The sequence below is a fragment of the Pseudoalteromonas sp. SR45-1 genome (genome assembly GCF_014163655.1).
GTDB classification, from domain to species: domain Bacteria; phylum Pseudomonadota; class Gammaproteobacteria; order Enterobacterales; family Alteromonadaceae; genus Pseudoalteromonas; species Pseudoalteromonas distincta.
This window is the reverse complement of sequence record NZ_JACJDR010000002.1, coordinates 259092-274257: the sequence shown is the minus strand read 5'-3', so window position 1 is coordinate 274257 and position 15166 is coordinate 259092. Positions and strand designations below refer to the sequence as shown.

At 38.5% G+C, this 15166-nt stretch carries 11 protein-coding genes and 1 tRNA gene; 3 read left to right on the top strand and 9 right to left on the bottom strand.

Going from position 1 to position 15166, the window contains the following annotated elements:
• Positions 1-46 precede the first annotated feature (46 nt).
• From rimI to guaB, 5 genes are all read right to left on the bottom strand, one after another.
• Complete coding sequence (gene rimI / locus H5089_RS03685) at positions 47-514, bottom strand: ribosomal protein S18-alanine N-acetyltransferase (protein ID WP_002958780.1); 468 nt, start codon at positions 512-514, stop codon at positions 47-49.
• Positions 501-806: a hypothetical protein gene (locus H5089_RS03680; protein ID WP_138488634.1), complete on the bottom strand. Its 306-nt coding sequence runs from the start codon at positions 804-806 to the stop codon at positions 501-503. The genes rimI and H5089_RS03680 overlap by 14 nt, the downstream gene beginning before the upstream one ends.
• Before the next feature lie 64 nt (positions 807-870).
• Positions 871-947, bottom strand: a tRNA-Trp gene (locus H5089_RS03675).
• A gap of 155 nt (positions 948-1102) precedes the next feature.
• Entirely contained in the window at positions 1103-2680 is a 1578-nt protein-coding gene (gene guaA / locus H5089_RS03670; RefSeq protein ID WP_002958782.1) for a glutamine-hydrolyzing GMP synthase, read from the bottom strand.
• A 102-nt stretch (positions 2681-2782) separates the two neighbouring features.
• Positions 2783-4252, bottom strand: a complete 1470-nt coding sequence (gene guaB, locus H5089_RS03665) for an IMP dehydrogenase (RefSeq protein WP_002958783.1) — start codon at positions 4250-4252, stop codon at positions 2783-2785.
• A gap of 135 nt (positions 4253-4387) precedes the next feature.
• Between guaB and xseA the strand changes: the two genes are divergently transcribed.
• Complete coding sequence (gene xseA / locus H5089_RS03660) at positions 4388-5719, top strand: exodeoxyribonuclease VII large subunit (RefSeq protein WP_182695719.1); 1332 nt, start codon at positions 4388-4390, stop codon at positions 5717-5719.
• Here the strand turns inward: xseA and H5089_RS03655 are convergent.
• The 3 genes from H5089_RS03655 to H5089_RS03645 all read right to left on the bottom strand — a co-directional run bounded on the left by H5089_RS03655 (position 5716) and on the right by H5089_RS03645 (position 10330).
• Positions 5716-6396, bottom strand: a complete 681-nt coding sequence (locus H5089_RS03655; protein ID WP_182711501.1) for a hypothetical protein — start codon at positions 6394-6396, stop codon at positions 5716-5718. The genes xseA and H5089_RS03655 overlap by 4 nt on opposite strands.
• A 35-nt stretch (positions 6397-6431) precedes the next feature.
• Entirely contained in the window at positions 6432-7250 is an 819-nt protein-coding gene (gene cysE, locus H5089_RS03650) for a serine O-acetyltransferase (protein ID WP_002958786.1), read from the bottom strand.
• A gap of 197 nt (positions 7251-7447) precedes the next feature.
• Positions 7448-10330: a pitrilysin family protein gene (locus tag H5089_RS03645; protein ID WP_182711500.1), complete on the bottom strand. Its 2883-nt coding sequence runs from the start codon at positions 10328-10330 to the stop codon at positions 7448-7450.
• 259 nt (positions 10331-10589) lie between these two features.
• Here H5089_RS03645 and H5089_RS03640 point away from each other — a divergent pair, with 259 nt between their 5' ends.
• Complete coding sequence (locus H5089_RS03640; RefSeq protein ID WP_182711499.1) at positions 10590-11546, top strand: methylenetetrahydrofolate reductase; 957 nt, start codon at positions 10590-10592, stop codon at positions 11544-11546.
• Positions 11547-11776: 230 nt separating this feature from the next.
• Positions 11777-14056 carry a hypothetical protein gene (locus H5089_RS03635; protein ID WP_182711498.1) on the top strand — a complete coding sequence of 760 codons (2280 nt, stop codon included), beginning with the start codon at positions 11777-11779 and terminating at the stop codon, positions 14054-14056.
• 106 nt (positions 14057-14162) lie between these two features.
• Here the strand turns inward: H5089_RS03635 and H5089_RS03630 are convergent, their stop codons facing one another.
• Positions 14163-15149, bottom strand: coding sequence for a sensor domain-containing diguanylate cyclase (locus tag H5089_RS03630; RefSeq protein ID WP_182711497.1), 987 nt, complete (start codon positions 15147-15149; stop codon positions 14163-14165).
• Positions 15150-15166 lie beyond the last annotated feature (17 nt).

Below are 15166 nucleotides of genomic sequence, written 5' to 3'. Positions count from 1 at the left end.
CGGTGCGTTAGTGCTCTATGCTTAAAACGCTAACCACCGACTTTAATTATGAAAAGTTTAAACCTAATGCCATGCCCATTAAAATAGCGTCTTCAAAGCCATTTTTGGCCGGATTATCACTTGGATAGTAGTTTTTACGCACTGACATCTCTGTAAAGCCAGCGTTCTCGTATAGCGCAATAGCCCGCGTATTAGATTCGCGTACTTCTAAAAAGAGGTTTTCAGCATTTTGCTGTTCACCATATTCAATAAACTGGGCTAACAACTGCCTTGCAATACCCTTACCCTGGTGGCTTGGTGTTACACAAATATCCATAAGCGTAAAATCAGGCCCTGCTTTTTCACCAATATAAAAACCGATCATGCTCACCTCATCAAATGCGGCAACATTAAAATAGCGCCCGCCTATACACGAACTCATTGTATTTAAAGTCCACGGATGGCTATGACATGCTGTTTCGATGGCCATTAATTGAGGTATTGCAGTTTCATCTACTGATTTAAAGTTTATCAAGGTGTTCACTCATTAAAGCCCATAAAGCACGCTTCTCAGAGGCGTTGAGCTGTGGGGTTGGCAATGTAAGCTGATTGTCGTTTAATTGCATCTCACTACCCTGTACAACGCTATTTATAATAATAGCCCCTGCACTGAGCTTAATGTCTGCAAATAGTTGCTCATTTATCGTTAAAGAACTAGCTGTCGTGCTTTGCGATAAAGTATCTGCTTGGTCATTTGCTTGAGAACAATAATGCTGATTGAGTTCAAGATTTTCTATATCAAAAATAGCTGCGTAACGTGGATGCATAACAACTCAGTAGATTAGACATTTGAACAATATAAGAAGTAATAAAAAAGATGTAAAGAAGAAATGGCAGGGGCGGAGAGATTCGAACTCCCAACCATCGGTTTTGGAGACCGCTGTTCTACCAATTGGAACTACGCCCCTGCAATGACGACGAATTATAGAGAAGTTTCGCCAAAGGTAAAGAGAAAAATCACTCTTTTAGTTTAACTGCTTTTTAAATAAACAAAACGGCGAATTAGCATGCTAATTCGCCGTTTTTTAATCACTTAAAATTAGTTAATTAAAACTAAAATTAATTATTCCCATTCGATAGTTGCAGGTGGTTTACCTGAAATATCGTAAACAACACGAGAAATACCATCAATTTCGTTAATGATACGGTTTGAAACCACACCTAAAAACTCATATGGTAAATGTGACCAGCGTGCTGTCATAAAGTCGATTGTTTCTACACAACGAAGTGATACAACCCAATCGTACTTACGTGCATCGCCCATAACCCCTACCGATTTAACTGGTAAGAATACAGTAAACGCTTGGCTTACTTTATGGTAAAGCTCAGCTTTGTGTAGCTCTTCGATGAAAATCGCATCTGCGCGGCGAAGTAAATCACAGTACTCTTTTTTGATTTCGCCAAGTACACGTACACCTAAGCCTGGTCCAGGGAAAGGATGACGGTAAAGCATGTCGTACGGTAAACCAAGTTCTAGACCAATTTTACGCACTTCATCTTTGAATAATTCACGCAATGGCTCAACAAGGCCCATTTTCATGTCATCTGGTAATCCGCCCACATTGTGGTGAGATTTAATAACATGCGCTTTACCTGTGGCAGATGCCGCAGATTCAATAACGTCAGGATAAATTGTACCTTGCGCTAACCATTTCGCATTTTTAAGCTTTTTGGCTTGCTCATCAAATACATTAATAAACGTGTGACCAATGGCTTTACGTTTATCTTCTGGGTCTGACTTACCAGCTAAATCATTTAAAAACTGCTCTTCAGCTTCAACTTTAACAATGTTTAAGCCAAATTTATTACCAAACATGTCCATCACTTGCTGACCTTCGTTTAAACGAAGTAAACCATTATCAACAAATACACATGTTAGCTTTGCGCCAATTGCACGGTGAATAAGCATAGCCACAACTGATGAATCAACACCACCAGATAGACCTAAAATGACTTCGTCATCACCTACCGTTTCTTTAATACGCTCAATAGCATCATCAATGATTTTTGCAGGAGTCCATAATTTTTCACAGCCACAAATATCAATAGCGAAACGCTCAAGCAAACGTAACCCTTGATGAGTATGCGTTACTTCTGGGTGAAATTGTACGCCGTAAAAACGCTTTTCTTCGTTAGACATTGCAGCATGTGGACAAGTAGATGTTTTAGCTGTTGTTGTAAAATCAGCTGGAATGTCCATTACTTTATCGCCATGACTCATCCATACGTCAAGTATGCCGTTGCCGCCATCAGTAATATGGTCTTCAATTGCATCAAATAATGCACAGCTGCCTACTTTTTCAACTTGTGCGTAGCCAAACTCTTTTTTATCAGAGCTGTGTACACTTCCACCAAGTTGAGCTGCCATTGTTTGCATACCGTAGCAAATACCTAGCACAGGCACGCCTGCATTAAATACATACTCAGGAGCGCGCGGGCTGTTTTCAAGTGTTGTTGATTCTGGACCACCAGAAAGAATAATACCTTGTGGGTTGAACTCGCGGATTTGCTCTTCAGTCACATCCCATGCCCAAAGTTCACAGTAAACACCAATTTCACGCACACGACGGGCGATTAATTGAGTGTATTGTGAACCAAAGTCTAAAATGAGAATTCGTGAATCGTGAATATCTTTGCTCATGGAGTATCTCGTAAAGTCTGATGCTAAATGCCGTTTGTTAATGTAAACGACTAAAAAGAGGGCTTGCAAAGCAAGCCCAGTATATTAAATTAATTACGCTGCTTAACCTAAGCGGTAATTTGGTGCTTCTTTAGTGATTTGCACATCATGAACGTGCGACTCACCCATACCTGCTGAAGTAACACGTACAAATTGTGGTTTTGTATTAAGCTCTTCAATTGTTGCACAACCCGTTAAGCCCATAGCACTTCGTAGGCCGCCCACTTGCTGATGAATAATCGTTGCAATAGGACCTTTGTAAGCTACGCGACCTTCAATACCTTCAGGTACTAACTTGTCTGCTTCGTTTGATTTTTGGAAGTAACGATCTGATGAACCTTCTTTTTGATCCATCGCGCCCAATGAGCCCATACCACGGTAAGATTTGTAATAACGGCCTTGGTATAACTCAACTTCACCTGGTGCTTCTTCAGTACCAGCAAGAAGAGAACCCACCATTACACACGATGCACCAGCAACAAGTGCTTTAACAATATCACCAGAAAAACGAATGCCACCATCAGCAATAACAGGAATGTCGCGACCTTTTAAGCCTTCAACAGCATCTGAAATAGCGGTAATTTGTGGAACGCCACAACCGGTAACAATACGTGTAGTACAGATAGAACCAGGGCCGATACCTACTTTAACTGCATCCGCTCCGGCATCAGCTAGTGCAATCGCACCTTCAGCTGTTGCAATGTTACCTGCAATAATTTGTAAGTCTGGGTACTCTTTGCGAGTTTTAGTAACACGGTCAATAACGCCTTGAGAGTGACCATGCGATGTATCGATAAGTAAAACATCAATACCCGCTTCTACTAATGCAGCAATACGCTCATCAGTACCTGCGCCAACACTTACAGCAGCACCTACACGTAAACGACCTTGGTCATCTTTACATGCGTCAGGTTTGTCTTGGGCTTTTTGGTAATCTTTTACTGTGATCATGCCTTTGAGTTTAAATTCATCATCAACAACAAGGATTTTTTCAATGCGGTGTTCGTGCATTAAGCCTAAAATTTCTTCGCGTGCTGCGCCCTCTTTAACGGTAACAAGCTTTTCTTTTTTAGTCATAACGGTAGAAACAGGCTGTTCAAGCTTAGTTTCAAAACGCATATCACGACTTGTAACAATTCCTACAAGCACATTGTTGCTGTCGGTAACCGGAAAGCCTGAAAAACCTTTTTCGTGCGAAAGCTCAATTGCATCTGCAATTGTTAAATCGGCAGTAACCGTTACAGGGTATGAAACAATACCTGCTTCGTAGGTTTTAACTTTACGTACGTTTTTCGCTTGTTCTTCAATAGTCATGTTTTTATGAATAAAACCAAGACCACCTTCTTGCGCAAGGGCAATAGCTAAACGAGCTTCTGTAACAGTATCCATAGATGCTGAAATAAGCGGCAAGTTAAGTTTGATACCACGCGTTAAGCGAGTTGAAATATTTGCCGTGTGTGGCAAAACAGTAGAATGACCAGGTACTAAAAGTACGTCATCAAAGGTAAGAGCTTCTTTAGCGATTCTAAGCATTTTGGCAACTTCTCACATGTGGATCTAAGATAAGGAATTGCGGCCAAATTTTAACAGCGTTGTTGGCATGAGTAAATAATATTTCGCAAATATTTATGATAAAGTAGTGCAATAAATAGTTTTAGGTTGTTTTTTATGTTTTCGAAGCCTTCGCAGGCGGTTTACACCGTTTCACGCCTTAATAGAGAAATTCGCACAATTCTTGAGCAAGGTTTTGCATCTTTAGTGCTCACGGGCGAAATTTCTAACTTTATTACCCCTGCATCTGGACATTGGTACTTTTCGTTAAAAGACGATAAAGCACAAATTAAAGCCGCTATGTGGCGTGGGAATAATCGCAACCAAAGCTATCGCCCTGCAAATGGCGCGCAAGTTACAGTAAAAGCGCGTGTATCACTTTATGAACCTCGCGGTGACTACCAGCTTATTGTTGAGCATATGGAACCGGCCGGCGAAGGTCAGCTAAAACAAGAATTCGATGCACTTAAAATGCGTTTGGCCGCCGAAGGATTATTTAGCTCTGCGTATAAAAAACCACTTCCGCAAAACATTAATCGTATTGGTGTTATTACCTCAGCAACCGGCGCTGCTATAAAAGATATTTTAACGGTACTTAAACGCCGTGCGCCGCAGTTAGAAGTAATCATTTACCCTGCTATGGTACAAGGCAAAGAAGCACACCTACATTTAATTAATCAAATTGAATTAGCTAATGCTCGTGATGAAGTAGACGTACTTATTTTAGGACGAGGCGGCGGATCACTTGAAGATTTATGGTGTTTTAATCACGAACAGCTCGCACGGGCTATTTTTGAAAGTGAATTACCGATAGTAAGTGCAGTAGGCCATGAAATAGATACAACCATTAGCGATTACGTTGCTGATGTTCGTGCAGCAACTCCATCAGCCGCAGCTGAGCTTGTAAGCCCAAATACGCAAGAGTTACACAACAAAGTAACGCAATTGGTTAATCGTTTATCTAACGCGTTTAAGCACGACATTGCCGATAAACGCGCTCTAGCAACGCAGTTACAACACCGCCTTAATTTGTGTCATCCGCGTAGTCAGCTTAGTCAAAAATCACAACGTTTGGATGAGCTAAGCATTGCGCTGCAACAAGCTATGCGTAATCGTTTATATCAGCAAGAACGCACACTCAATAACTTAACGCCTCGTTTGATGCGCCAATCACCTGATAAAAAACTCGCTTCAGCAAGCCATCAACTCTCGCAATTACAAGCTAGGCTAAACCAAGCTATACAGCATCAGTTACAACAAGCGAATAATAGCTTAGCACTGCAAGCAAGCAGGTTAGACTCGGTAAGTCCGCTTAATGTTTTAGCGCGCGGTTATAGCATCACTAAAACACAGCAAGGAAAAGTAGTTAAATCTGTGGGGCAAATTAAAACAGGCGATGTTTTAGTTACAGAGTTAGTCGATGGCTCTATAGAATCACAAATTATTTAAAGCTCTGTACTTAGCAACATTTTAAGTTCGCTATCGCTCGATGTGGAGGTAGTGCTTTTAAATTGTTGCCAAAACTCTTGTTCCATCAACTTATCGTTTAGCTCTCGCCATTGAGCATTACCAAATGTGTCGTTATCAATGGGGGCGGCAAGTTCAAATTCACATACTGTTTTTTTACATTTTGCACTAACAACGTCAGGAATAATTGATAAATCAGCTGTTAATAAAAAATCTTGTAATGCCATTTCAGTACGATAAGCCCATTCTTCGTCGCGCGTTTGATTTTCAAATTTATCACGTAAAATCTGCTCAAAATCTGAAGGGCCCCTCATTTTCTTTAAAACACTTTTGAGCGCCGCTTTCTGTTCGGCGAGTTGCTGCTTAAGCTGAGTTACTTGCTCTTCTAAAGGTAGTTCATCAAGCATTTGGGTTTCTGAATTGGTTGTAGGCGTGTCTTCAGCGGGCTCTATACTAGCGACTTGCTCAGGTACTGCAGAGTCTGCATTACTCAATACCTCATTACTTTGTTGTTCAGTATGAAGCTTTTTCTGTTTTTCATAACTTGGCTGCGACTTAACAGATCCCGGATAACTTGAAGCTGCATTAAAGTAGCTCCAAGTTAAACCTACACCCGCAATAAACCCAATCCCTAGAGCCAATAAACTATTCTTGTTCATGTTAATTCCTTTTAAGTTTTATTATTTTTAGTTACTTATAACATTGCACTCGTGTGCGATTCGTTTTCAGGCTCAGGATTTGCTAAAAAGTTTTGGTTCATACTTTGCGCCGGACACTCACAATCCGGTCGACCAATAATTTTAGCGGGTACGCCAACAGCGGTTGTGTGTGGTGGAACATTGCTAAGTACAACTGAGCCCGCACCAATTCGTGCGCCCTCACCTACTTCAATATTACCCAGTACTTTAGCACCCGCGCCAATTAATACGCCTGCTCTAATTTTAGGATGACGATCGCCCTGCTCATTGCCTGTACCGCCAAGCGTTACAGATTGCAAAATTGATACGTTATCTTCAATTACCGCTGTTTCACCAATAACAATACCGGTTGCGTGGTCAAACATAATGCCTTTACCCACTTTACATGCTGGGTGAATATCGACCCCAAACACTTCAGAATTACGGCTTTGAATAAAGCGCGCTAGCTCTTTGCGATTTTGTTGCCACAAACAATTAGCCAAACGGTGCGCCTGAATAGCATGAAAACCTTTTAGATTTAATATAACCGTAAGATAGGTTTCTGATGCAGGGTCGCGGTCTTTTACCGCTTTAATATCCTCAGCAACAAAAGATAGCATACGGTCACATTTTACAAATGCTTGGTCAAACAGCTCTCGGATAGTGAATGCAGATACCACCGCATCAGCCAACTTATTAGCAACAATAAAGCTCAATGCCGAACCTAAACAATCATGATTTAAAACACATGAATAAACATGACTTGCTAATAATGGTTCACGTTTTACTACATCGTTAGCTTCGTCGCGAAGCTGTTGCCAAATTGCATGACGCATAATACTGCACTGCCTTAAGTTGATATAAAATAGCCTTTTCCCAAGTCTAACGGATTTAACCACTAAGGTGTTAATCCCTTAGTTATTTGTTCTGGTTATTAGGTATAACTGTTTATTAAGTTTCATTATTAAATAATAAAAATGCCTCGATGCTTATAGCACCGAGGCATTATTTTAACGCTTAAAAAACACTTAAATTATTGAAATACTTTATCGACTTTCATCACTTCAATATTTTTTGCAGGAATTGCTAATTTATAATCAGCAATCACTTTATCTTCAGCCACTAATTCAGCAGGTTTATTAGTGTTATAAATCATTGGTGATGTTTGCTGCGATGCTAAACGTTTTTGCATATCAGCGCCGTCACCAGTAATAAATACATAGTGAACATTGTCTGTTTGTAAGTTTTCTTTAATAACGCGATTTACATCAGCAAGCGTTAGCGTTTTAAGTTTGTTAGTTACGTAACTTACAAAGCTATCTGTGTTATAAAATTCGCTATCAAGTGCATAACCTAATTGGCGATTTTGACTTGCGACCATTTGCGGCACAAAGTTAATTAAAAAGTTACGCGTTGCTTCAAAGTCATCTTCGCTCATACCATTTTTAATTAGCTTATCTAGCTCAAACAAGGCGGTACGTGTTGCAAAGTGCGCATCGTTATTAGAGCGAAGTGGGCGTAACCACACTTGAAATATTTGCTCTGAGCGCCCTAGGTTTGCATCTGGCTTGGTTTGAAACATACCACGTGGAAAGTATTCAATGTATGCGTAATCGCCATAGTTCATGCCGCGAGTTTCACGAATGCGCTCATATAAAAAGCTGTTAGAACTACGGTGCTCACCAAAGTACGAACGCACAAGCCAAAGGGCTGTCCAGTCTTCGCTACTTCTTATTGTATCAATAGGGAAACCAAACGATACCGCCGTCGATTGCGCTGACTTTTCTACAATAGTTGCATGATGACCTTTAAGCACTGGCGCATCAGGAATACTTAAACGGCTTTGCTCACCTTTTGGTAGCGTTGCAAAATCGCTCATCATTTTAGCTTTAAGGTTTGCAGGCACAGCCCCAATTAAGCCAACCGTGAGTTTAGATTGCGTAAGCTCGCTGTTATAAAACGCTTTAACATCATCTAGCGTCAACACTTCTAAATCCGAAATATCACCGTAGTTGTAACTTTCGTAAGGGTGATTTTTGTAAAGTTCACTGTATAGCACTTCTTTGCCTAGCTCTTCATCGTTAGATGCTTTTAAGCCTGATTTAATACCATCGATCATTTCTTTTTTAAGGCGTTTAAAGTCATCGTCTCTAAAGCCTGGGTTTAATAATTGATCGCTCACAAGTGAATACCACTGCGCTGCATTGTCTTTATGAATACGCCCTTGGAACGACAGCATTTCTTTATCTATTTGATAACCAAAGCTACCTGCAAGCGGATAAAGTGCTTTTTGAATATCTTTATAGCTTGTCGCCTCTGAGCCACCTTGTGCAAGCATTGCCGCAGTGAGCGCTGCGACACCTTTTTTGCCTTGAGGGTCGGCAGCCGCGCCGGTATTGAATAAAAAGTTAACATCGATTAACGGCGAGCTATTGGTTTTATCAAGCACTTTAAATGCAGGTGCCGCAGGTGCTTGTTCAAGCTTTGCAGTAAGCGCATTTAAATTAACTTCTTGCTCAAAACCTGGGGCTTTATCAAGTGCCGACATTGTTAATGTGGTACGTGCGTTATCAGTAAAGTATTTATTAGCAACGGCTTTAATATCTGCGCTGGTAATATTATCTGATGATTTATAAAGCTGGTTTATAACTTCAGGATCGCGCTCAAAATGCATGTAGCTGGCAAGCGTTGATGCAATCGCTTGCGACGAATCTAAGCCGTTAATAAAGCTGTATTTAAGGTTCGATTTTAAATCACTGAGCTTTTGCTCATCAACAAGCTCAGTGCGTGCTTTTGCATAAGTGCGGTTAATGGCATCGCGTGCAGTGGCTAAATCATCTGCATTTTCTACTTTAACAAATACGTGTAATAAACCCGGATCTTTAGTCTCTGGGTTATAAGTAAACATTTGGCTGGCAATTTGTTTGTCGACCACTAGCTCTTGATATAAATCAGAGTTATTTGAAAAATAAAGCTGTGAGATTAAATCAAGTGCCGCTCTGTCTTTTTTAGCAGGCTCCCACGCAGCGCCTTTGTACGATACGAGTAACCAATGCCCTGGTAGCGCTTCATCTTGCTGGTGCAAATATTTTGGTGCTTGTTGAACAGGCTCGGCTTTAATGTCGGCAACATAGTTACCCTTTTTCCAGCTACCCCAATGCTTTTTAACCATTGCCATTGTTGCTTGTGGATCTACATCGCCCACAATAACAAGTGACACATACTCAGGCTTATAAAATTTAGCAAAAAACTCTTTTCCGTACGCCATTTGATCAGGCATGGCTTCTATGTCTTTAAAAAAGCCCATAGTGGTGTGTTTATAAGTATGCTTATCAAACGCTTCTTCGCGCACAGCGCTTAATAATTTACGAATTGGGCTCGCGTTGTTTTTTAAGTACTCACCTTTTACCGTTTGCGCTTCGGTTCTAAATTGCTCTTCGGTGTAGGTTAAATTTTGAAAAATATCAGCTTCAAGCTCAAGCACTTTATCAAGATGCTGTTTTGAAAAGTTTAAATGGTAGTTTGTGTAATCGTTTGTTGTATAAGCGCGGTTATCAACACCTGAATTTTTTAATATGTCTGAATATACGTCTTCAGGGTATTTTTGTGAGCCTTTAAACATCATGTGTTCAAAAAAGTGAGCAAAACCTGTTTTGCCCTCTTCAACTTCGTTACGCGACCCTACCGATACCGGAATTTGCAGCGACACGACATCAGGGTAATCGGTTTTAACAACCATGACACGTAAGCCGTTTTCTAGCTCTTCAATTAAATAATCTTGCGAAAAAACACGATCATCAGCTTTATTTACTTGTTCTTGTTGTGCTGTTGTTTGCGTGCTTTGGTTTTGTTGCATGGCGCAACCCGTTAACGCCAGCGATACCGCTAAGCTGGTTGCTAATAATTTAAATTTCATTGTTGTCCCTTTTTAAATTGAGCAAATTTGTTGTTAGATTTAATACTAACTCACCCTCGATTATGCCCCAAAGCCAATAAATATAAGAGTCCCAAGGGAATTTATTATGTAAACAACTGTGTCAATTATAAATTATGGGAACAAGCACTATGAATAAACATCATGTTAATTGAAAAATTTTCACTAAATAAATCTATCTAGACGTCTAAATGGCTGCTATATTAAATCCATCAAAACGCACTTGGCTGGAATGAGGATTATGGCTTTATCATTAAAAGAGAAAATAGAGGACACCAACCAAGGTGTTTATCTTATTGGTACTACCCCGCCTAAAATAGGCACCGATAAAGCGCAATTAAAAACTATTGCAGAAAAGCTATTAGGTCGCTTACACGAAATTGAATACGACGGCGTAATAATTTACGACATTCAAGACGAAAGCAGTCGAACCAATCAAGCGCGCCCGTTTGCGTTTAAACAAACCGTTGATCCGCGTGAATACAGCCATTTACTGCGTAATTTATCTGCACAAGATGTAATTACTTATAAAAGTGTGGCGCAGCGTGGCGTAGGCGAATTTAAAGATTGGCTAAGTGAAACTAAAAACGACTACGATTTACAAAATGTAGTTTTAGTAGGTAGCCCGTCATCGGTAGGCGATATAAAGCTAAGCCTGCCAGATGCGTATAAAGCATTGGCTGAGCAATCAGATGATTTCTTTTTAGGTGGCGTTACAATTGCCGAGCGCCATTCAAGTAAACGAAATGAGCACGAACGATTAATAGAAAAAACAGCACAGGGTTGTAAGTTTTTTATATCGCAAGCTGTTTACGACGCACAAGCTACTATAGAGTTAATTACTAGCTACGCACGTACATGTAAAGCACAGGGTATTACACCTCAACGTATTATATTAACGTTTACCCCGTGCGGCGGCGAAAAAACCTTAGAGTTTATGCAATGGTTGGGTATCTCAGTGCCAGAGGCTACAAAATGGCGCATGCTTGATGCAGACAATACATTAAGCGAATCAGTTCGTATTTGCCGCGAGAACCTCGACTTAATACTTAAAAGCTGTGCACATTTAGACGTGCCGTTGGGCTTAAATATTGAAAGCTTAACAAACCGTAAAGAAGAAATTGATGCATCAATAAACTTATACCGTTTATTAAAAGCCATTATGGAATTGAACCTTGCGGAAAAGCTAATAGCTTAGAGCTTGAGCCTAAACCAATTCACACCCTTCTTGGCAAGCCTAGTGGCTTGCTTTTTTTATTAATCTTAAATTAAAAATGGTTATGAGCTTTTAATTAAGCCTATAATTTCACCTCTCTTAACTTGCTGATTGACCGAGTAATTCATATAGCAGTACTATCACTTAATTGTTAACGATAGAGCGTTAACAATTTTCTGTAAATGATAACTGTGGATAGGGAGATCAGATAAATGGAATCAATTAACTTAACACTCAAAGTTATAGGTGAACTATACGCAGGTAGCTGTTTAGAGTTGACAGCGAACAACGCTCTCTCCAACATTTCTAATATTATAACTTATATAGCAACAGTGTTAGTTACACTAACGGCTATCGCGCTTCCGCTAACACAACAGTCATTGCAATGGATGGAAGACAAGTACGATTCTGAAAGTGTAGTTAAATACTTAAATGACAAAGCCCCCATTCAAGCTAATTCAATAGTACCAAAAGTACTAATATACTTACTGTTTTCGCTAATCTTTTTTTTGGCACATGAGCTTTTAACAATACCTTTAAAAGCGTTCCTCTTTATCACTATCATTACCTATTTTGCATATGTCGTAGTAATGTATTCTAGGTATTTTGCATACGTATTTAAGAACCTGAGTAGTACAACGTATATATATGACAAAATATTAGAAAAAACTGAGAGTTTAGATGAAATCACAGTCACTGAAATTGCAGTTTTAATGGATATTGAAAAAGTTAGATTAATCAAAAAACAAGAAATTAATGAGTTAAGTAGTCAAGCTAGGGATCTTGGGCATTTATTAAAAAGTTCAGATATCCATGAATCTATTGAAAGTATGAATACCTATCTTAATAGCCTACATAAAATTTTATATAGCTTACCTAAAACAGCGCCCGAGGAAAAATATACAAAAACAGCTAACTTCTTATCTTATCTAACATTTCAGCTACTTGGTGATTCAAAACATGATATATCTTTAAGTAGATTAAATGAAATTATAGTGTGGGTTGAGAGCAAAAGGGACGATACATATAAACCGCTTACATCCGGTAGGTTTTTAATTGAATTCGAACATTTTAAGAACAGAGTTAATATTTGCATTCCTGACTTAATAAAGCATTTGAGAACTCTGATATGGCACTCTAAGAAAGAAAATATACATATCATAACAGAGCTTTATAAAAATATTTGTAAATCATTATGGCAGAGAGAGAAAAATGGCTCTTATTTTTACTTTTTCTTTCACTTCAAAATTGGTGAGCACTTATACAAAACTAACCTACATAAAGAACTAGAAGAATTATTTAAAAATAATGAATCAAAAGTCACTAAATCTCAGATCACGTTAGTCCTAAAAAATGCAGGCGTCCAGGATGACAAAAAGGTCGATGAATTTATGCTAGAGGTTTGGGACAACGCATATGTTAAGGCTGCAGAACAGTTAACATATACTTTCCTTCTGTATTTCCATAATAAAGAGAGTCACCTCCTAACAATAAGGAATATAAACAACCCAATAAAAACAAATTTTAACAACCTTACATCAGAGCTATTACCGAGTTCGATAGATGAAATATTTTCGCACATTACAAATTCAGAAAAGTTAGATTATTTTGTCTTTGGAGATTCACCAAGAGAGAACATAATTCATTCATCAGGGATGCTTCTAATCTATGAGGTTATTAAATGCATTTACAATAATAAAAAACCTTTATTTTCCTGTAAGCAGTTCCAATATCAAGACTTAAGTATTCTTATCTATTCGGCTAAAAGGTTAGAGATTATTGTAAAAAACATCGTCTTAATTAACGAAGTATCCCATTTCATATCGAGTCATTACTTAACTATTGATGAAGTTTTAAATGCAGCAAATACTCTTCTAGCTACGATGATAAAAGAGTTAGACGAATATAAATTAGAGCTTGAAAAAAATGGAGATTTAGACCCAAATGCTTTTAAAAAAATTAAGAAAGTATTTGAAGACGAAATAGAAAATAGCCCTATAACTTTAATAGGGTTGAAGCAAATAAAATTAGTAAATGAAAGCATATCTTCATTTAGTGTAAAGCTACCTAGAACAACTTTTTTAAGAAACAACAATATAGACACAGACTTTTGGAATATAGGCTCTATTTTAACAAAACATATAATGAATGAGCTTAATTTGATATTACGAAAGCGTGGATGCTCGCAGGCTAAGAACTTTCCCAGCGTAAGCTCTGGTATTAAAGCTGTAGTTATTACAAGGGGAATACAGCAATACCTAGTTGATAATGGCTTCAGTTTCACAGATAGAGAAATAATTTGGCCCGATAATACTACAGCTTACTGTTTAAAATTAAACTACGGAGCTATTGATAGTTTTTATTGTATATCAGATAAAGACACTTTATTTAAATGTCAAATAGGCGAATCTAATCCTTTTAAATTAGGCATAGTTGATATGGGAGAGGATATTGAAGTAAATATTCATTTTTTCTTTAAAGCTAATTTATGAAATATTTATCCTTTCTATTTCAATGATCAACCTTAATTGAGGCTAATTAAAACATCAGCGTTAATTTAACGCTGATGTTTTTTTGAAAATAACGTTTATTTTTTTCCTACTTATTGTTCAACTTTTTAGCGAGCTTATACGCTTGTTTATTTTTATACATTGCGTGGTCTGCATCATTTAATAGCGTTTCAAAAGGCTGCTTTTGTTTATTAGTAAAGCTATAACCTATGCTGAGCGATAAATCGCAAACGTCTTCTTTGAGTAAAGCTTTTGAATACTCTGAGGATATTTTATCCATGATGTAGTTAATTTTGCTTTTATCACTTAATTGCATTACTGCAACAAACTCATCACCACCTAAACGCCCTACTATGTCGGCATCCCTTAAATGGTTTTTTAGCGTATCTGCCAATATAATTAAGGCTTTGTCACCCACTTCATGTCCAAAGGTGTCGTTTAATTTTTTAAAGTCGTTTATATCAATAAACAAGCAACATACGTCGAAGCCCAAACGCAGTGCTAAATTAAGCTTTTGCTGAGCTAGTAAGTTAAGTGCTCGGCGATTATAAATATCTGTTAATGAGTCTAACATGGCTATTTCGCGCATTTGTTCATAGCTGTAAACAAGCGCTAGGTCGTCTTCAATTAAATCGCGTAGTTGCTCTATGAGCTCAAAGTATTCATCGGTGTAGCTAGTTATTTTAGTGTCTTTTAAGCATAGCGTGCCAAATACTTCACCTTCTGGCCAATGAATAGGTAAGCCTAAGTAGGATTCAACACCGTCCTCAACTACTTCTGGGAGGGTGTTCCATGCATCGTTATTGCTTGCATCATTAACATATAAAATATTATTAGTTTCAGCGACGTGCCGACAAAAAAGAGGAGTTTGAGGGGGAAGTATCGGGTTGGTTTCAAAGCTTGAGCCACCTTCGTTATTTCTAATAACAACGCGATAGCCTTTGCTTGTTGCCTGAACTATATAACCAGACGGGGCTGAAAAAAGCCCCGTGATAAGGTCCATTGTTTTTTGCCATTTATGCAAAGATATTTGGCCATCAACACCAGAGAATGCCCATTTATCAGTTTCAAACATTAACTTTACCTCGGCTA

What these genes read in the sequence shown, in the direction of transcription:
- H5089_RS03680 (WP_138488634.1), bottom strand. Translation starts at nt 806, where the DNA reads ATGCATCCACGTTACGCAGCTATTTTTGATATAGAAAATCTTGAACTC.
- guaA (WP_002958782.1), bottom strand. Translation starts at nt 2,680, where the DNA reads ATGAGCAAAGATATTCACGATTCACGAATTCTCATTTTAGACTTTGGT.
- guaB (WP_002958783.1), bottom strand. Translation starts at nt 4,252, where the DNA reads ATGCTTAGAATCGCTAAAGAAGCTCTTACCTTTGATGACGTACTTTTA.
- xseA (WP_182695719.1), top strand. Translation starts at nt 4,388, where the DNA reads ATGTTTTCGAAGCCTTCGCAGGCGGTTTACACCGTTTCACGCCTTAAT.
- H5089_RS03655 (WP_182711501.1), bottom strand. Translation starts at nt 6,396, where the DNA reads ATGAACAAGAATAGTTTATTGGCTCTAGGGATTGGGTTTATTGCGGGT.
- cysE (WP_002958786.1), bottom strand. Translation starts at nt 7,250, where the DNA reads ATGCGTCATGCAATTTGGCAACAGCTTCGCGACGAAGCTAACGATGTA.
- H5089_RS03645 (WP_182711500.1), bottom strand. Translation starts at nt 10,330, where the DNA reads ATGAAATTTAAATTATTAGCAACCAGCTTAGCGGTATCGCTGGCGTTA.
- H5089_RS03640 (WP_182711499.1), top strand. Translation starts at nt 10,590, where the DNA reads ATGGCTTTATCATTAAAAGAGAAAATAGAGGACACCAACCAAGGTGTT.
- H5089_RS03635 (WP_182711498.1), top strand. Translation starts at nt 11,777, where the DNA reads ATGGAATCAATTAACTTAACACTCAAAGTTATAGGTGAACTATACGCA.
- H5089_RS03630 (WP_182711497.1), bottom strand. Translation starts at nt 15,149, where the DNA reads ATGTTTGAAACTGATAAATGGGCATTCTCTGGTGTTGATGGCCAAATA.